Source organism: Fervidobacterium changbaicum (genome assembly GCF_004117075.1).
Classification (GTDB): Bacteria; Thermotogota; Thermotogae; order Thermotogales; family Fervidobacteriaceae; genus Fervidobacterium; species Fervidobacterium islandicum.
Genome location: NZ_CP026721.1, coordinates 1,041,142 through 1,060,053 on the forward strand (window position 1 = coordinate 1,041,142; position 18,912 = coordinate 1,060,053).

Sequence of the window (18,912 nt, forward strand, 5' to 3'; positions counted from 1 at the left end):
AAGAAGGTGGAAATTTTGACAGTCCGCGAAGCAAAGTATCTATCAAAGAAAATAATGGAGGCAGGGGAAATCCCCCTGTTGATTGGTCATTTTGGCGTGGGAAAGACCGATATAGCACGGGAAATCGCTCAAGAAACACAAAGAAAACTAATCATACTCGTTCTTTCACAAATGGAGCCGGGCGATTTGATTGGTCTGCCTGCAAGGGATGAGAACAAGACAAGATTTCTGGCTCCAGACTGGTGGCCAGAGGATGGGAACACCATAATCCTTTTGGATGAGATAAACCGTGCACATAGAAGCATCAGAAACGCCATTATGCAACTTCTTGTTGACAAAAGAATTCACAACCACATCCTCCCGGATGGCACATGGATAATGGCTTCCATGAATCCACCAGACGAAAACTACGACCAAGTCGAGCTCATTACAGACCCAGCATTTCTGAGCAGGTTCTTCATTCTTGAAATCCATCCTGATCCAAATGAATGGGTCGAATGGGCGAAGAGAAACCACATAGAAGAGGAAGTAATAGACTTCATATCGAAATATCCGGAATTTCTTTCCGTTCACGAAACTGTATCACTCAAAGCGTCTATTAAGCCCAGTCCAAGAAGCTGGCACAAACTGAGCAGAGTGCTATCGCTTATGTCTGAAGACGACAAAAAAGAATATCTCTACATCCTTGCAAGCGGTATCGTGGGACCAGAAGCAGCAAAGGTGTTCATTGACAAAACCATTACAGGCCAACTCAACACTCCATCGGAGATACTCATAGAAGGTAAGATTCCAGAATCTTTAGACATCCACCAAGCAAACGGCCTACTAATTCGCTTGGTGGATTACCTGACAACAGTCGATGATAAGGAATTGGAGAAACTCTCAAACAATGTGGACACTATCGCTCTGAACCTTATAAGACTCTCCAACGTCGTACCAAAAGATTCGTTCGAGGCATTCATTAGAATGTTGGTTAACCTATCGAATTTGCCAGGACTGAAAGGCGAGTTCTCTGATAAACTGCTTAGAAAGTTAGTCTCACAATCGAACAACTGAAAACTATAGACCACAAAAGCGCAGTGTGTATTAAGACAAACAAAACGTAATGTTAACTCAAACTTAAATAAAAAAATTCATTCTGTGGTATCATATGAACGTGTATTTTCATCTTTTTAAGGAAGGAGAGATTAACATGTTTGATCACGAACACCATCACCACCATCATCACGATCACGATCATGATCACGAACACGATCATGACCACATTGACGCATTCACTCTTATGGACGAGGAAGGTAACGAACATCACTTTGTTCTTTTAGGAGAAGTTGAAAACAAAGGAAAGACATACTGGGTATGTGAAGAAATCTTCGTAGAAAATGATGAGGTTTCCGAATTTGGAGATACATACCTTTTCATCAAAACAGAAGATGATGAAGGTAACGTCTTCCTCGACTCAATACAGAGTGAAGAAGAATTCAACGAAGTTGCAAAGCTTTGGGAAGACATGATGGGTGGAGAGGACTTCTTCATCGATTTAGATGAAGAAGACGAAGAAAACGAAGAAGACGAGCAGTAAGTTTTTTCAATCTCATCTTCACAGTCTTGACCAACCTCTGAAGATTTGGTAAAATAGACTTCGGTCAAAAATCCAAAATTCAGCTGGTGCAGGCGTAGCTTCAAGCGGTGGAGCGCCTCCTTGGTAAGGAGGAGGGTGTGGGTTCGAGTCCCACCGCCTGCTCCAAAAGTGAGAAAAATTGCGAAAGAGGGTACAAAAGTGAAACGTACCCTCTTTTGTTTTTATATCCCTCGAAAAAACACTTGTAACCAAATCATTTAGGCTATCAGTGTTGTTTAAACGCCACAAAACACGTAGTATAATAGTCTTCCATAACCATTTACATAAGCAAGAAACGAGCAATCTAAGAGGGGGCAGTTATAAACAATGAACGTACTCGATGTTCTATTATTTTTACCTTCAATATTTCTTGGAATAATAATGGGTGGAAATGATGCAGGAAATACATTAGGAGTCACTATTGGAAATGGTGTGTTCAAAGCAAAAAAGGCAATAACAATTGCCGCTATTGTGGTGATCATAGGGGCTTTTCTTGGGGGTAAACCCGGTCTTAAGTTAGCCTCCGGAATAGTTAAGGTTGACTTAGCAGGGATGGTTATAATTAATCTGTCTGCAGCAGTTGTGACACTTTTCTTTCTAAGGAAAGGCCTTCCCATCTCTATGACGCAAGCAATCATTGGAGCAAACGTCGGCGTTGGTATCCTGCTCAAGAATATCAATACCCAGATTTTGTTGTACATAGTTTTAGGATGGTTCTCAACTCCCGTTGTGGCATTTATTCTTGGATTCACCCTTCAGAAAGTTTTATCGACTATGTTTAGAGGCATACGTAATTTGCAAGTTAGGTTCTACATTCTGAGGGTTTTCTTGTGGTTTTTTACAATTTACGGAGCATACTCAATGGGTGCAAACGATGTTGGAAAAATTACTGGAATACTCTACCAGAGAGGTTATAATTCTTATCTGCTCTTGTTCATAGGTGGATTGTCGTTAAGTGCTGGGATAGTTTTGTTAAGTAAAAAGACAATCTACACGCTCGGACGAGAATTGATTGCACTTGACGATTTCACAGCCATGATGACTGTAGCAACTCAAGCCTTAACTATTTGGCTTTATTCACTTGTTGGACTCCCAGTTTCACCGGCTCATGCGATAATTGGCAGTTTGGTTGGCGTTGGCTATTCAAAAGGTACAAGACTACAAAATCCGAAGGTATTTCAGAAGATACTCTTCTCATGGATAGAAGCCCCACTATACGGTGGAATATTCTCCGCTTTGATGTATTCAATATACAAACTTTTGTGGTAGAATATATACGTGAAAATAGAAAGCAAGACGGAGGTGTATATGGACATGGACTTGAAGTCATTCATCAGAGACATTCCAGATTTTCCACAAAAGGGGGTTATATTCCGCGACATAACACCGCTTATCAAAAACCCAGAGGCATTTAAGTATGCTGTTGATACTATAGTCGAAGAAGTTAAGAAATTCGATTTCGACCTCGTTGTTTGTCCAGAAGCCCGAGGATTCATCATCGGAGCTCCCATAGCGTATCTTTTGGGTAAGGGATTTGTTCCAGTTAGAAAACCTGGAAAGTTGCCTTATAAAACCGTCAGTGATACATACGAACTGGAGTACGGAAAAGCAGAGTTGCACATCCATGAGGATGCAATTCAGCCAGGTCAGAAAGTCTTGATAGTAGATGATGTACTTGCAACAGGAGGTACAGCTTTGGCACTGAAAAGGCTCGTTGAAAAAGTCGGAGGAGAAGTTGTCGCAAGTGCTTTTTTAATTGAGCTCACTTATCTGAATCCAAGAAATTTGCTCAACAACCTGCCGATAATTGCGCCAATTAAATACTAATCGAGTATAATATAAATAAAGACGAATTTCAAAAACAATCGGAGCAAATCAACGAAACAATCCATTGCTGAAAACAGTAAAGAAAAGCACCGTATGAATGTTGTGGAGGTGTGACTCGTGCTAAAATTTGATTTCACGTACACGCTTGCGGAAAACGTGCAAGGCGGACTTGATACTGAGGAGATCGATTCGTATTCTGAAAAAGTACACGAATTTCTCAAAAAGCTCGATGAAAACAAGCCGGGCTTTGTTAATGCTGTACTTACTCGAAAATGGGTTGATTCAGTCAATGAACTGAGCGATTTCATATTCACATTCGACAACCTCGTCGTACTTGGGATTGGAGGTTCCGCACTCGGCAATATAGCAATTCAAAACGCTCTGAGACCTGCGAACTGGAATTCGATGAGTGTGGATGAGCGAAACGGATACTTAAGAATTTTCGTAGTCGACAACGTTGATCCGGACTTCTTGTCCTCTGTTCTTGACTGCGTTAATCCAAAGACCACGTTGTTCAACATCATCTCGAAATCCGGAACCACGGCAGAGCCCATGGCCAACTACCTAATTGTGCGCAGCATACTTGAATCGTACGGTCTTGACCCAAAAGAACACCTCATTTTCACAACAGACCCAGAAAAAGGTGTCTTGAGAAGACTCGGTAGGGCGGAAGGTATAAGAATGCTCGAAATCCCGCCAGACGTCGGGGGAAGGTTCAGCGTATTAACGCCTGTCGGACTTCTCTCAGCTAAAGCAGCTGGAGTTGATATTGAAGAACTCATAATCGGGGCTAAGGATGCATATGAAAAGACCATAAAATCACCTCTTTGGGAAAACCCGGCAGCAATGATCGCTGTGACACACTACCTGCACTATTTGAAGAAGAGAAACATATCGGTGATGATGGCGTATTCTAACAGACTTTATTATCTTGCCGATTGGTACAGGCAACTGTGGGCAGAAAGCCTTGGGAAGATGTACGATAACGATGGAAACAAAGTAAATGTAGGACAGACACCGGTGAAAGCTCTCGGTGCAGTCGACCAGCACTCCCAAGTCCAGCTCTACAACGAAGGTCCAGACGACAAAGTAATAACGTTCCTCAGAACAGAGCAGTTTGACAGAGAAATATTAATACCAAAATTGCACGAAAACGAACCAGAGCTCGCTTACCTTGGTGGTAAGAAACTTTCCATGTTGCTCAACAGCGAGCAACTCGGCACACAACTTGCGCTTGCCAAACACGGCCGACCTTCGTTAACTGTCACATTCCCGAAAATCGACGAATACCACATCGGTCAATTCATAATGTACTACGAGCTTGCAACCGTAATCGCTGGTCACTTGTTCAACATCAACCCGTACGACCAGCCTGGCGTTGAACTTGGAAAGAAGATAACTTACGCTTTGATGGGACGTCAGGGATTTGAAGAATACAACTATTCAGACAGTGCACAGAAAAGAGTTGAGGTCGAATGATGAAAGAATATGTAGAAATCCTTAAGAGCATATTCGACCCTATAGCGGTATTCTTGAGAGACGAAGAATTCATCGTCGTTGTTAAAGACGAGAAGAACTTGCAGCAAGCCATCTCTGAACTTTCCAAAAGTATAGATGACGATATAAGCTTAGTAGTACTCAGTAAAGAAGAGTACGAAAAAATGGAGAAACAGGACCTTGGTGAACGACTGATCTGAGCTTGGTGAACGAGCGTGGTAATCTGCGTAACCGGAAAGATAGCAACCGGTAAGAGCACAGTTTCACAGTTCTTCGCCCAAAGAGGTTTCGAATACATTAACGTGGACAAGCTCGGACACATCGCATTTGAAATGAACAAAGAGAATATAAAGCAAACTTTTGGAACCTGCGATAGAAAAGAAATAGCAAAAATCGTCTTTGCAGATCCACAAAAGCTCAAATTACTCGAAAGCATTGTACATCCAACGATGATGCGATTACTAAAAGACGAGTTGGAAACAAGAAAAGGAAAAGATATCGTTATCGAAGCCGCAATCAAGCGTAGGTTGGGAATAGACTGCTGTGATATCACAATTACGGTGGTCTGCGATAAGAAAGTTATAAAAGAAAGGCTGAAAGAAAGATACGACGAAGATTTAGTAGAAGAGATTCTTGAAAGACAGAGCGACATAGAGCCAGAAGGTATAGTTATTGAAAACAACTCATCACTTGAAGAACTGCAATCGCAACTTGAAAAAATATACCAACAAATAAAAGCGAAGGGTTAGTCCCTTCGCTTTTTTCAACCTCAGTATTCCTTATTCCCATTCCCCTTTGAGAACAACAAATTCGCTACACTCCCGATCACAACCCCAACCAACATCCAAGCAACTCCAAACCCAACTGCTCCTCTTGCCAGAACCGTCAGCAAGATTTGATACGTCGTGTACTGTTTAAAATTAACAAAAGCGAGTATCTGAAGAACGAAAAACGAAACTATCGGTGAAACAACTGCCACCGTCAACAATTCTTTCATCCTCGTTCCCAAACCCGTTATAAAAAAGGTGGTCACCACAAATATCACCGGCAACGCCCCTACTGAAAAGTTTGGGAACAGAAGATAGAACGTAGCATAAGACTCTACCAATGAAACAACCAATATCTTGACAATCAATTCAGCTAAGAGCATAACTACCCTTCCCTTTACACAGAATCGTTATCCTATATATTTTAACATATCTCACCGAAATGTGCTAAAATATTAATAGAAAAAAGTGTACTTGGTAAACAATCCGGTGGTAATCGAGGCGATGTGCATGTTTACTTTCGACCCATCCGTTGAAACTGAAAAGATAGTCGGCTTTATAAATTCAACAATAAAAAAATACAACTTCAGAGGTGCAGTGATAGGTGTCAGTGGCGGACTCGATTCTGCCGTCGTTTTAGCTCTGCTTGTGAAAGCATTAGGCCGCGATAAGGTAAAGGCATTCATTCTTCCGGAACGTGACAGTTCGAAATCCAGTACAAAAGACGCAGAAATGGTTTGCAAACACTTTGACGTTGAATACAAGATCATATCTATTGCCCACGTACTGCGTGCTATGGGAGTTTACAAACTCTTCCCACCCGCATTATTCACACCGGAGAAGGTGAAAGCAAGTTATGCAAAGAAAAGATGGCAAAGGTACCCAGATCCGTACTCCATGGACCTTAGAAATGAAGGTGACGAATTGTTCTTGAAAGGCATTGCATACTACAGGGCAAAACACAGGGTGAGGATGTGCAAATTGTATTTCGAAGCTGAGAGACTGGGATACTGCGTGGTGGGAACTACTAACAAGACAGAACTTGCACTTGGCCTGTATGTCAAATGGGGTGATGATTCCGTCGATATTGAACCGATCAAACACCTTTACAAAACGCAGGTCTACGCACTGGCGAAATATCTGGGCGTACCAGAAAAGATAATTCAAAAACCCCCAACACCAGACCTAATTCCTGGTCTAACGGACGAAGAAGCCTTTGGTTTAACCTACCCTGAAATAGACGATATTCTCATGAAATTAGATACAGGTATCGATGTGGATACGGAAAAAGCAAAGAGAGTTAAGACCTTGTTGGAATTAGCCAAACATCGAGAACTCAAATCGCTGGGAATCGAAGATGTGCAAGCATAATGATAACAATGAACTGAGATTTCTCTGTGATCTGACCGTTGTAAAGCTGGGAAAGAAATTGAGAATCCTGGGATTTGACACTGAGATAACAAGGTCCATAAGAGTTGATGAGATCGGTGAAATCATAAGACAGACGTCGCGAAGACTTATCACAAAATCAAGAAACCTTGCTAATACCTTTGGCGGGATACTCGTCACGAAAAATAGGGTATCCGAACAGGTTATTGAACTATTTGCAATCTTGAAAAGCTTGGACATGGAAATAACAAGAACAGCTGCTCGTTGCGTAAACTGCAACGAAGTATTGGAAGATTACTCTAAAGAAGAAGTAATCGACAAAGTCCCAATATACATCTTTGAAACTGTTGAAAAGTTCAAAAGATGTCCAAAATGCGGAAAGGTGTATTGGCAAGGAACGCATCTAGCACATCTTCAGAACTTAAAACAGCAAACGCTCCGAAGAAAAGAAACAGACATGCGAGGTGAGAATAATGATAGGTAAGAAGATCTGCTATGCATTAACCGAGATATTTGAGAAAGATAAATACTCAACAGAAGCAGAGAATACGGCAAACTTATTGGCCGAATTCGTTGGCGTTGACAAAATATCGGTCGCCATTTATGAAAAATCCAAAGACATTTACAGAGTTCTCATAAGTAATTTCCTTCCCCTTCAAACTAAAGTACCAGTATCAGAAATAGGTGATAGAAATTCACTCTCAAAGCTCACCTTAAAGCTTAAAGATGGAATAACCGTAGATGCATACGTTGAACAGCTCATCCACAACACCCCGGAAACTGGTGATGAAAAAGTCGGAATCGTGATGACAAACCAAATTCCAAAAAAGATGGCGAACTTTGCCGAAATCGTAGACTTCCTTGCGTACAGTTTGTGGTTTATTCCATCGTACGAAAAATCGAAGAGCTACCTTTCCAAGTACCGTTCCTTGTGGATGCTTACAAATTTGTTCGAATCCGCCAAGTCGCATGAAGAGCTTTTGGATGGATTTGTAAAGGTGATTTCTGAGATCATTGAAGCAGAGATAACCGCCGTTCTGAATTTCCCAGAGAGCTCTGACGAAGGACTTAACATAATAATCTACGATAGCCAAACGTCACGATTTGTGCACAAGGATTTGGATATTTCGAAACTTACTGATGAAGCGATGCGCTATTTCAAAGGTATGGAAAAAATCGTCTACAAACCCGACGGACTGAGCGAACTATTTTCCACAAAAGTCCTTTCTGCTCTCATCGTTCCTGGCGGTGACTACTGGTTCATCTTTGCTAATAAGAAAAGCAAAGAAATTTACTTACAGACTAAATCTTTTGATTCGATGGATTTAGACCTCGCGCGCGATTCGGTTAAACGCTTTATACTTGCTAAAGGGCGTATAGAATTTGAACAAAAGCTGGAGGAAGAGGTCGCAAAATTAAGAGAGCTTCAAAAAATGCACGAAGCACTCATAGAAGAACAAAAAGAACAAATCAAACGAATGAACGCCGTGCATTACATCAGCCAAGCTATGCGGACAATGTACAGTGTGAAGAACGTCTACAAGACTCTTTTGCTTGGTCTAACATCCGGAAGATTACTTGGTTACAACCGTGCGTTATTGCTAACATACGACGAGCAACGAGACGTTTTGATTGGTAAGATGTGGATGGGACCTGATACGGAGAATGTTGAAGAAGACTGGAAAAAAGCCAATCTCAGAGCGATGCGATACGCCGACGTCGTTCAATATCTGCGCGAAGAAGCAATGACTCTAGAGATCAACAACAAGCTCACTCAGCAGATCGAGAATAGGATATTCCCATACAAAGCGCATCCGATACTTGAAAAATGTGTGGTGAGGAAGAAAATATTCGTTGCAAACGAAAGAATTATCGATACAATGGGATTAGAGGCTGCTGATTTAGTAAACTTGTTGGGAACAAAGGAATTCGCTGCATTCCCTCTCGTTGGAAGAGAAGGTGTCTTTGGCGTCGTAATCGTTGACAACTACTTCACAAAAAAGCGCATTAAAGAAAGCGACATTGATATCCTAAAAATCTTGTCAGATAGCGCCGGTTTGGCAATTGAAACTGCCCAAAACTACGAAGAGCTTAGAAACAAAACGATTTCGCTGGAACGCCAAAAGAGCCTTATCGAATATCTAAGGGAATTCTCTGACTCCGTTTTACAGAACATGTCCTCCGCAATTATCGTTATTGATAAAGAAGGCAAGGTAACAGAATGGAATAAACGTGCAGAAGTCTACTTCAACCGTCCAAAAGAGCAGATGACTGGCGTTGAGCTTAGAACTCTTGGTTCTGAATTCGAAGATATCGAAGAGATGGCCATCCAAAGTATGAAAATCAAAGAAGAAATCACACTAAGCAACTACCTTATCCAAACCGGTGGCCGAGAACGATACTACGATGTAAAAATTACACCGTTCTGGGATGCCGACAAGCTCATGCTAAGAGGTGTTATCATTACACTTGATGATGTCACCGAGCGTGTTAATTTGGAAAAAGAACGCAAAAAGCAAGAAAAACTTGCGGCTCTTGGTGAGATGGCTGCGAGAGTAGCCCACGAATTGAGAAATCCTGTTTCAGTGCTAGGAGGATTCATCAAAAGACTTGAGAAAAACGTTGATAATCCTGAAGCAAGAAACAGATACATAAAGATTATTGCGGATGAGATATTGCGATTAGAACAAATAGTAAATGAGATTCTCGACTTTAGCCGTGAGCCACGGTCACTTGAGTTTAGGTATTTTAATCTAAACAAACTTGTCAATGACGTTTACATATTGCTCGATGAAAAAATTCGTGAGAAAAACATCCTTTTCACGTTCGAAACAGATGCCGAAGAAATCATCGTGTATGCTGAATATTCAAGGATGAAACAGGTTGTAATCAATCTTCTCCAAAATGCAATTGAAGCGACCCCAAAAGATGGTAAAATATTAGTTGAAACGCGTGTCAAATTTGATAAAATCGTGTTGTCTGTATGGAACGAGGGAACACCTATCGATAAAGAGACCGCTGAAAAGCTTTTCACCCCGTTCTTTACAACCAAAGTCCAGGGCACAGGCCTGGGATTGGCTATCTGTAAAAAAATCGTTGAAGATGAGCATAAAGGAAAAATCTACCATGAGGCAACGGAGGATGGTAATAGATTTGTAGTTGAGCTGCCGAAACCAGAAATCACTCCAGATAATGAAGAAAAATAGAAAGAACAAAAATAAAAGGAGGAACACACATGATGGAATTCATGCTGAAAGCCAAAATCCATATGGCTACGGTAACAGAGAAAGAAATAGAATACGAAGGAAGTATTGGTATTGATGAAGAACTATTAGAATTGGCAGGAATAAAAGTTAACGAGATGGTATTGGTGTCTGACGTAAACAACGGTAACAGGCTGGTCACATACGTTATCCCCGAACCACGAGGGTCAAAGAAAATTTCATTGAACGGGGCAGCCGCAAGACTTGTTGAAAAAGGTGACCGGATAATCATCATGGCCTTTGCTTTGTACAACCCGGAAGAATATCCTGGACCCAAAGTAATAATTCTCAACCCAGATAATAGCGTAAAAGAAGTAAAGAAATAAAGAAACGCGTCACAATATAGACTCCAACAAATCCAAGGGGGATACCGATGGTTGTAAACATCTCCACAACACCGGACAAGATGGAGGCATATATCAAAATATCGAACATACTGCCCGGAGAACAGGTCACTCTCGAAAAATTGATGGAAGAAATAAGAAATGCCAAGATAGTGCACAACATTGACATTGCTGCACTCAAACACCTGTGTGAAAATCCAGTTGAAAATACACCAATTCTATTTGCAAAAGGCGATGAACCAAAAAATGGAGAAGACGGCAGAATTGTATTCGAAGTTTTTCAACACAAGCCTTCATTTACCACATCTGGTAACCGTGTTGACTTCAGGGAATTCCCCGTCCAAAAAAGAATCATCGTCAAAAAGGGTCAAAAAATAGCAACCGTTTATCCGCCTACTGAAGGCGTTCCTGGAAGAAATGTGTACGGCGAACCTGTTCCAGCAAAGCCTGGCAATGAAGCAAAAGTTGTACTGGGAAAAAACGTCGCACTGAGCGAAGATGGGGCTCACATAATAGCTACTTCGGATGGTATACTGAAAGTAGATCCAGAAAAAGGTGTCGTTGAAGTAAGTGAATACTTGGAAATAGAAGGAAACGTTGACTACGCGACCGGTAATATTGAATTCCCCGGTGTTGTTTTCGTCAAGGGCGATGTAAAGCCAGGGTTCATAGTTAGGGCAAGAGGTGATATCGAGATACAGGGGGTAGCGGAAGCCTCTACGATAATTTCCTTGGAAGGCAGTATCAAACTCACAGGAGCGAAAGGAAAAGATAAAGGGTTGATCAAAGCAAAAAAGAACGTACACGTCAAATACGCCGAATCTGTAACGATAGAATGTGAAAATCTCTATTTCGAGTCCAATTTACTCAACTGCATGGTTCGAGTTACAAATGCCGTTATTGGACAGGGAAGAAGTAGTGCGATCATAGGTGGCGAATGCATCGCTTCGACGCGTATCGAAGCTGATGAATTGGGCTCGGACTTCGGTGTCAAGACCTATCTCGAAGTTGGCGTGAATCCATACCTTAGAGAGGAGCTTAAACTAGTCAACACTCAAATTGAAATTGACCGAACAAGCATTCAAAAACTTGTCAACATAGTCAAGCAGTACAAAGAATTAAAAGAACGAGGAGCTAAACTCACACCAGACAAAGAGGAACAATTTTCAAAAGCCGCAAGAACCCTAATCAACTTGCGTGAACAACTCGAAAAGAATTTACAAAGAAAGCAAGAACTGGAAAAAAAAATCTCGGAAATGCGATACCATTGTGAGATAGTAGCACGAAAAATGCTTTATCCCGGAGTCGAAGTCTACATTCACGATGCAAAATATTTAGCAGACAGACCTCTTCCGAAAGTCGTCTTGAGATACGAGGACGGAAAAGTTGTTGCCGGTGGCTATTCTGGAACTTGATAGTATTTGAATAACAGGAGGTTTCATATGTCTTTGCGATTAGTAAAAATCCTTCCAAAATTCCGCCCAATGGTCTGGGGGAATTCTGAACTAAACAAAAAATTCGACCTTCCAGTATCCGAAACAACTCAACCAATTGGAGAAATCTGGCTTCTTTCCGGCCATCCATTGTACGAAACCATCTTGGAAACCGGTTTAACGATTAACCAATTTGGACAGAACCTGTACAACAACAAATATCCTCGCTTTCCTATTTTAATCAAACTCGTTTCCACAAATCAATGGCTCAGTGTTCAAGTTCACCCAGATGACTCTTTTGCGCGCAACGTGGAAAACGAACCGTGGGGAAAAAGTGAGGCATGGTACTTCTTAACAGATGGAGAATTTGCCGTGTGCGAAGATGTGGAAAAAATGAAAGAATACATAAATTCTGGGCGTATTAATCATCTTAATGAAGCACTCACCTTTGTGAAGGTTAAAAAAGGCACTTTTGTAAACATCCCAGCTGGTACTGTCCACGCACTTGGTCCCAACAGCACTGTTATCGAAGTCCAGCAATCATCCGATTTGACTTACCGCATATACGACTGGGGCAGACCGAGGGAAACACACTTAGAAAAAGCTTTACAAGCTAGTAAAAGTATCTCATTGAGTGAGATCGTCTTTGAAAGTACCGATTCACTCAAAACACCGTACTTTTACATGAAAAAATATCTATCTCATATCGACATAGACGAAAATAAAATCATGGTGCACATACCCTTTGAAATCTCAAAAGACTACCATGCTACATTAATAATCAACGAAAACAACAAATCAGACAAATCTCAACTCAAGATGTTCGGTGATGGACTCTTCATAACAAATTTTGTCTCACTCTAAAAAACAAAGCGGGCACGTTGCCCGCCTTGATTTTCAGCTTCTTAACTTACTCTCTGTCTTTCAACTTCTCTTGCAGCAAATCAACTATATCTTTTACCGTCATTAACTTTTCAATCTCATCGTCCTCGAGCTTGATTCCAAATTCGTCCTCAAAGACCATAACCAAATCAAAAGCATCAAGAGAATCTGCTCCGAGGTCTTCAATCAGATGACTGTCTTCCTCGATATCTTCGATAGGAACGTTAAGCTTTTCGGAAATAATTTCCGCAACCTTTTTGAAAAGTTCTTCTCTCTCCATATTTTGCTCCCTCCTAACCTACGAATATTTTTGGAATATTCTGACTGATCACAAAACTCGACAAAGCTCCAAGACAACTTTCCAAAAAAGAGAACGAATTTTCTTGGTATATTTTAATCAAACACATCGCCTTTGTCAATATTCTATTGCTCATTTCCCATACCGATTAGTTCTTCGACAAGTCCATCTACGAATTCGAAAGCATTCTCCCAAAATCCTTCTTTACTCACGTCTATTCCCACTTTTTCAAGCAGTTCTTCCGGAGAATACCTTCCTCCACTCTCCAAAAGCTGCAAATATTTGCCTACAAACGCTTTTCCTTCCTCTAAGTATTTCTGATACAAAGCGATAACCAAACACTGAGCGAAATTGTACGCGTATACATAGAACGGAGTTTCGTAAATGTGTGGTATCGAAGACCATTCATGGTTGTACCATTCCGGAATCTCGACAACATTTCCAAAGACTCTCTCAAGTTCCTCGTGGTATATTCCACTCAGCTCATCCCATCCTGCGTACCCATTCTTGCTTATCAACTCGTGCGCTCTAATCTCAAAGTTTGTAAACATGTTCTGCCTAAACGTTGTGGCAAAGATATCTTCTATCTTTGAAGCTATCAGTGCCATCTTCTCTTCCTTTGATAACTTCCTCTTAAGATTGTCGAATACCAAAAACTCCCCAAACACGGAAGCGAGTTCGGCAAGTGTAAGAGGTGTGTCGTGGTTGAAAAACGTCTGCTTTCTGGACAACATGCCGTGCAATCCATGACCAAGTTCGTGAGCAAGTGTCATAACATCGTACATGTTATTCGTGAAATTTGTCAGTACGTACGGTGGAAGCTTTGTCGTAGAGTATATACAATAAGCTCCGCTCACTTTCCCTTTTCTCGGGTACAAATCTATCCGCTCTTCCTTGAAAAATCCCTCAACAACACTGCCAGCTTTTTCATCAAACGCATAGTAAGACTCAAGTATTATATCCCTCGCTTCTTCAAAAGTGAATTCCCTTTTCTTATTCGAAATCGGAGCATACACATCCGCCAAAGTCAGCTTTTCACCCAGCATCTTGGACTTCCAGTCGTAGTACTTCCTTAGAATTTCCGTCTTCTCGTTCGTCACAGCAATAAGCCTATCAACAACCTCATCACTCACTTCATTTGCAAAATTCATCATCGAGATAGGTTTTGGAAACCTTCTAAGCCTACTTTCCGTATCGTAATCTTTCACTACGAGGTTGTAAACTTCCGTCATCACTATCGAATCTTCCTTAAACCTTTCAAAAAACACCCGCATCGCACGCTTACGTAAGTCACTATTAGTAGACCTTCTCAGTGCCTTTATCTCTTCCACGGTAAGAACCTTTTTCTCACCGTCAACCTCCAGCTCGAATGTATAAGAACTCTCCAGACGGCTGTGTATCTTAGCAATCCCGTCCCTTCTTGAAACCGAAGTGAGCGCAAGCACTTGCTCTGCATCTTTTGAAAGAAGGTGCTTTCTTCTCTCAATGATGCGTCTTATCAAGTGTTCGTAATTATCGTCGAATTTGATTACCTCTTCAAGGGCTGAATCGTCCAAAGCTGCCAATTTAACCTCTACAATCGCATCCTGTTCGTGCACTTGCGAAGCCAACTGCTGGATAACGCCCAAAACTTTCTGACTCTCAGCACTCTCAGTATCAATCGAATACCTCATCCACGCGTACTGGATGGATTTCGCGAATTCATCCATATGCTCCTCAAAATCCCTAATCAACTTCGCTAACCTTTCCGGAGCATTTTCACGCTCTATTTCCCTTGCAATTCTTTTAACCTCTTCCAGTTGCACCCTTGCATTTTCTATTGCAGCTTCATCGTTTTCAAACAGCTGTTCAAGTTTCCACTCCAAAGTAATCCCCCCTACCAGAATATCAAAAACTTTATTCCTCTTCCTCGCCGATTCTAAGCATCGCAAGGAACGCTTCCTGAGGAATCGTCACGTTGCCTATTTCCCTGAGTTTCTTCTTACCTTCCTTCTGTTTTTCCAATAGCTTCATCTTTCTGGTAACGTCCCCGCCGTAACACTTTGCAAGAACGTCCTTTCTAAGTGCCTTAACAGTTGACCTCGCAATGAACCTACCGCCGGCTTTCGCTTGAATCGGTATCTCGAACTGATGCTGTGGAATAAGCTCTGCGAGTTTATCGACCAACTTCCTTGCTATCGTATAAGCCTTTTCCCTGTGTGCAACGAACGAAAGTGCATCAACAGGTTCCTTGTTTACGTATATAGTAATCTTCACAAGGTCGCTCTTTCTGTATTCAAGAAATTCATAGTCCATCGAAGCATATCCTCGGCTAACCGCCTTCATCTTATCAAAGAAATCAAAAATAATCTCGGCAAGCGGAACCTCAAAGTGCATCACAACACGCTCATGACCAGCATTCTCTGTTGAAACCAACGTCCCGCGCTTTTCATTTTGCACCAAATTCATCAACTTTCCAATATATTCAGGTGGAGTGATTATCGACAACTTCACGTAAGGCTCGTATATCTCCCTTACCTCACCTTCTTCAGGAAACTTCGCTGGGTCGTTGATAAAGACCTCCTCACCGCTGTGAGTAACAACCTTGTACTCAACGTTCGGTGCGGTCAATATAACAGCCATGTCGAATTCCCTTTCAAGCCTTTCCCTCACAACATCCATATGCAAAAGTCCCAAAAATCCACACCTAAAACCAAATCCCAGTGCAGGTGAATGGTCCGGTTTAAAAACCAGCGCCGCATCGTTCAACTTGTACTTTTCCAGAGCTTTCCTTAGCTCTTCATAGTACTCGGGCAAACCGGGATACATACCTGCGTAAACCATCGGCTTGACCTCTTTGTAACCTGGTAATGGCTCTGGGGCTGGATTATCAGGTTTGGTAATTGTATCACCAATTCTTGCCTTCGAAACATCCTTCAATCCGGCGATGACATATCCAATATCTCCAGCCTTCAAAACATCAACAGGAACCATGTCGGGCGTAAACGTTCCAACCTCAACAACCTCGTACACCTCGCCCGAAGACATCATCATTATCTTATCTTGCGCCTTTATCTCTCCATCAAATACCCTCACATACGCAATTGCACCACGGTACTTGTCGTACTTTGCATCAAAAATCAACGCCCTCAAATGCCCATCATCGGACGTCTTTGGTGGTGGAACCAACCTAATAACAGCCTCAATCAACTCCTTTACACCAATACCTTCCTTTGCGCTGATTCTAAAAACATCCTCACCCGGGATACCTATCAAATCCTCAATCTCAGCAACCGTTTCCTCTATATTCGCATTTGGCATATCTATCTTATTCACCGCAGGAATTATCTCCAAGTTATGTTCCAGTGCCTTGTACGTATTCGCAACCGTCTGAGCTTGGACTCCTTGCGTTGCATCGACAAGCAAGATCGCACCCTCAACAGCTGCCATACTCCTGTCCACTTCGTACGAAAAATCCACGTGCCCTGGGGTGTCGACGATATTGATCTCATACTCATTCCCATCGTCTGACTTGTAAAACACCCTAAGCGGATGCGACTTTATCGTTATCCCGCGCTCTCGCTCAATATCCATACTATCCAAATACTGCTCTCTCATCTTGCGCTTCTCAACGGCATTCGTCATCTCCAAAATCCTATCGGTCAACGTCGTCTTACCGTGGTCGATATGTGCGATAATACAAATATTCCTTACGTTCTCTACCTTTCTCATCTACTTTCATCCCTCCGAAAACTCATCGAGTCAATACTTATTCTGGTTTCCTAACTTCCACAACAGTAAACGGTATCTTAATTCCAGAACCATCAAATTCCCTCTTAATTCTATGCGCTACAGCATTGAGCGTATCCAAGTAAGTTTCTCGCTCCGCCCAGAATCGAACCGTATACGTTACACCATTCGAATCAAAAGACTTGAAAACGACATTGTTTTGTACCGATTCATCCTTAACAACAAGTGGTTCCTCTTCTAGGACCTTCTTCAAAATAGCAACGACTTTGTCCAAATCCGACGAATAATCAACCGTAACATCAACATCTATCCTTCTATACCTTCCAGGCCAGAACTTCGTAACCGTACCAGACCAAACCTTTCGGTTAGGAATTAGAATCAACTTCCCATCGAACGTACACAGGTGCACGTGATTCATCTTCACCACATCAACAATCCCGGTTAGACCGTCCACATCAACAACTTCACCTTCAAAAACTTTCCTTGTCACCAAGACCAGAATACCGGACATGAAGTTCGTCAAAGGTTCTTGGAGTGCAAGACCGAGCACGATACCTGAAATTCCCAAACCGGCAAGGTACGGCGCAAGATTAACGTCCCAAATTGCCAAAATACCAGCAATTGCAAAACCATATATCAAAAACCCAAGAAGCACAGACAACGTCTTCGGTGCCTTAACTTCCTTTCCTATACTCGACACAAACCTGTTAATAGAACTCATGATAATCTTGTGAACCACGTAAGCGATTACCAAAGCAACAATCGACCAAAAGATATCCATAACCACTGCCATGGGCATACGATATTCCACTCCTTTCATTTAAAACATTATCTGCACAGCTTCCCTAACCTCGTTCATAGTTCTTTGGGCAACCTGCCTTGCTTTTTCATTTCCCTCTTCCATCTTTGCCTTGACCTCATCATCTGAAATAGAATTGTACCTATCCCATATCGGCTGAAGTTTGCCGAGCATATTCTTCAAAAGCAACCTCTTACAATCAATACATCCGATCTTCGCCTGCGTACATCCTTCGTACACCCACTGCTTTTCCTCTGGATTATCAGCTGTTCCAAACGCCTTGTGATAATCCCAAACTGGACACACTTCCGGATTACCCGGGTCGCTTCTTCTTTTCCTATTCGTATCCGTGACCATCGGCATTATCATCTTCGAAAGCTCCTGCTCGGTTGTGATCAGCGGGATCGTATTTCCGTAGCTTTTGCTCATCTTCCTACCGTCGGTACCAAGAAGCTTTGGCACCTTGGAAAGAAGCTCCTTAGGTTCCGGGAAGACCTCTTTCTTGAAAATATAATTAAACCTTCTTGCGATCTCACGAGTCAGCTCGATGTGGTACACCTGATCTTCCCCAACTGGCACCCCATCGGCTTTATAAATCAAAATATCCGCTGCCTGCAAAACTGGATACATCAAAAAACCTGCATTCGAAAGGTCTCTGTTTGTAACCTGCTGGCGCATCTCCTTGTACGTAGGCACTCTCTCAAGCCAAGACAGTGGAGTTACCATCGCAAAGAGCAAAAACAATTCAGCGTGCTGCTTAATAGCGGACTGGACAAACAGAGTTGACTTCTCAAGCCCAACTGCCATCATCGTCTTCACAAGCTCAAATGTATTTTGCCTTAATTCGCTGGTATCTTCATAGTGCGTTGTGAGTGCGTGCCAATCGGCAACAAAATAAAAAGTATCGTGCCCTTCGTTCTGGAGTCTTACCCAATTCTCAAAAACACCAACATAATGACCAATATGAACCTTTCCGGTAGGCCTAATACCGCTCAATATACGCATTGATGATTCCTCCTCACAGCATACAAAGTTCGCTTTGAGAATATTATACCATAACGACAGG

General features: G+C 42.0%; 19 protein-coding genes and 1 tRNA gene. 14 read left to right on the forward strand and 6 right to left on the reverse strand.

The window, feature by feature from the left end; translation table 11 throughout:
* Positions 1-15: 15 nt before the first annotated feature.
* From CBS1_RS04980 to coaE, 8 genes are all read left to right on the forward strand, one after another.
* Positions 16-1,056 (forward strand): AAA family ATPase, encoded by a 1,041-nt coding sequence (locus CBS1_RS04980; protein WP_164969243.1) that lies wholly within the window; start codon positions 16-18, stop codon positions 1,054-1,056.
* A 136-nt stretch (positions 1,057-1,192) separates the two neighbouring features.
* Positions 1,193-1,579 (forward strand): DUF1292 domain-containing protein, encoded by a 387-nt coding sequence (locus CBS1_RS04985; RefSeq protein ID WP_033192096.1) that lies wholly within the window; start codon positions 1,193-1,195, stop codon positions 1,577-1,579.
* Between the two features lie 88 nt (positions 1,580-1,667).
* A tRNA-Thr gene (locus CBS1_RS04990) sits at positions 1,668-1,744 on the forward strand.
* Between the two features lie 201 nt (positions 1,745-1,945).
* A complete protein-coding gene (locus tag CBS1_RS04995; RefSeq protein WP_090222134.1) occupies positions 1,946-2,887 on the forward strand; it encodes an inorganic phosphate transporter in 942 nt (313 codons plus the stop codon).
* Between the two features lie 45 nt (positions 2,888-2,932).
* Positions 2,933-3,445 carry an adenine phosphoribosyltransferase gene (locus CBS1_RS05000; RefSeq protein WP_090222164.1) on the forward strand — a complete coding sequence of 171 codons (513 nt, stop codon included), beginning with the start codon at positions 2,933-2,935 and terminating at the stop codon, positions 3,443-3,445.
* Between the two features lie 117 nt (positions 3,446-3,562).
* On the forward strand, positions 3,563-4,924 hold the full coding sequence (locus CBS1_RS05005; protein WP_033192098.1) for a glucose-6-phosphate isomerase: 1,362 nt from the start codon (positions 3,563-3,565) through the stop codon (positions 4,922-4,924).
* Entirely contained in the window at positions 4,924-5,142 is a 219-nt protein-coding gene (locus tag CBS1_RS05010; protein WP_033192701.1) for a hypothetical protein, read from the forward strand. Before CBS1_RS05005 ends, CBS1_RS05010 begins: the two co-directional genes overlap by 1 nt.
* A 15-nt stretch (positions 5,143-5,157) precedes the next feature.
* Positions 5,158-5,691 carry a dephospho-CoA kinase gene (gene coaE, locus CBS1_RS05015; protein WP_090222135.1) on the forward strand — a complete coding sequence of 178 codons (534 nt, stop codon included), beginning with the start codon at positions 5,158-5,160 and terminating at the stop codon, positions 5,689-5,691.
* A gap of 20 nt (positions 5,692-5,711) precedes the next feature.
* On the opposite strand, the gene CBS1_RS05020 is transcribed toward coaE, so the two are convergent.
* Positions 5,712-6,092 (reverse strand): hypothetical protein, encoded by a 381-nt coding sequence (locus CBS1_RS05020; RefSeq protein ID WP_090222137.1) that lies wholly within the window; start codon positions 6,090-6,092, stop codon positions 5,712-5,714.
* Between the two features lie 127 nt (positions 6,093-6,219).
* On the opposite strand from CBS1_RS05020, the gene nadE reads away from it, so the two are divergent.
* The 6 genes from nadE to CBS1_RS05050 are packed head-to-tail and all read left to right on the forward strand — an operon-like array spanning position 6,220 to position 13,002.
* Positions 6,220-7,080, forward strand: coding sequence for an NAD(+) synthase (nadE, locus tag CBS1_RS05025; RefSeq protein WP_090222139.1), 861 nt, complete (start codon positions 6,220-6,222; stop codon positions 7,078-7,080).
* Complete coding sequence (locus CBS1_RS05030) at positions 7,067-7,582, forward strand: Mut7-C RNAse domain-containing protein (RefSeq protein WP_090222141.1); 516 nt, start codon at positions 7,067-7,069, stop codon at positions 7,580-7,582. The genes nadE and CBS1_RS05030 overlap by 14 nt, the downstream gene beginning before the upstream one ends.
* Positions 7,572-10,304 carry a sensor histidine kinase gene (locus CBS1_RS05035; RefSeq protein WP_090222142.1) on the forward strand — a complete coding sequence of 911 codons (2,733 nt, stop codon included), beginning with the start codon at positions 7,572-7,574 and terminating at the stop codon, positions 10,302-10,304. The genes CBS1_RS05030 and CBS1_RS05035 overlap by 11 nt, the downstream gene beginning before the upstream one ends.
* Before the next feature lie 29 nt (positions 10,305-10,333).
* The gene (gene panD, locus CBS1_RS05040) at positions 10,334-10,687 is read left to right on the forward strand and encodes an aspartate 1-decarboxylase (protein WP_033192104.1); all 354 of its coding nucleotides are present in this window, start codon (positions 10,334-10,336) and stop codon (positions 10,685-10,687) included.
* A 47-nt stretch (positions 10,688-10,734) separates the two neighbouring features.
* Positions 10,735-12,120 carry a DUF342 domain-containing protein gene (locus CBS1_RS05045; RefSeq protein ID WP_033192105.1) on the forward strand — a complete coding sequence of 462 codons (1,386 nt, stop codon included), beginning with the start codon at positions 10,735-10,737 and terminating at the stop codon, positions 12,118-12,120.
* Positions 12,121-12,147: 27 nt separating this feature from the next.
* Entirely contained in the window at positions 12,148-13,002 is an 855-nt protein-coding gene (locus tag CBS1_RS05050; protein WP_033192106.1) for a type I phosphomannose isomerase catalytic subunit, read from the forward strand.
* A gap of 46 nt (positions 13,003-13,048) precedes the next feature.
* Here the strand turns inward: CBS1_RS05050 and acpP are convergent, their stop codons facing one another.
* The 5 genes from acpP to trpS all read right to left on the reverse strand — a co-directional run bounded on the left by acpP (position 13,049) and on the right by trpS (position 18,851).
* A complete protein-coding gene (gene acpP, locus CBS1_RS05055) occupies positions 13,049-13,300 on the reverse strand; it encodes an acyl carrier protein (protein WP_033192107.1) in 252 nt (83 codons plus the stop codon).
* A gap of 143 nt (positions 13,301-13,443) precedes the next feature.
* Entirely contained in the window at positions 13,444-15,183 is a 1,740-nt protein-coding gene (locus CBS1_RS05060) for a M3 family oligoendopeptidase (protein ID WP_090222144.1), read from the reverse strand.
* 31 nt (positions 15,184-15,214) lie between these two features.
* Positions 15,215-17,029, reverse strand: a complete 1,815-nt coding sequence (gene lepA, locus CBS1_RS05065) for a translation elongation factor 4 (RefSeq protein WP_090222146.1) — start codon at positions 17,027-17,029, stop codon at positions 15,215-15,217.
* A gap of 37 nt (positions 17,030-17,066) precedes the next feature.
* Positions 17,067-17,846, reverse strand: a complete 780-nt coding sequence (locus tag CBS1_RS05070) for a mechanosensitive ion channel family protein (RefSeq protein ID WP_090222148.1) — start codon at positions 17,844-17,846, stop codon at positions 17,067-17,069.
* 21 nt (positions 17,847-17,867) lie between these two features.
* Positions 17,868-18,851, reverse strand: a complete 984-nt coding sequence (gene trpS, locus CBS1_RS05075; protein WP_033192110.1) for a tryptophan--tRNA ligase — start codon at positions 18,849-18,851, stop codon at positions 17,868-17,870.
* Between the last annotated feature and the right edge of the window lie 61 nt (positions 18,852-18,912).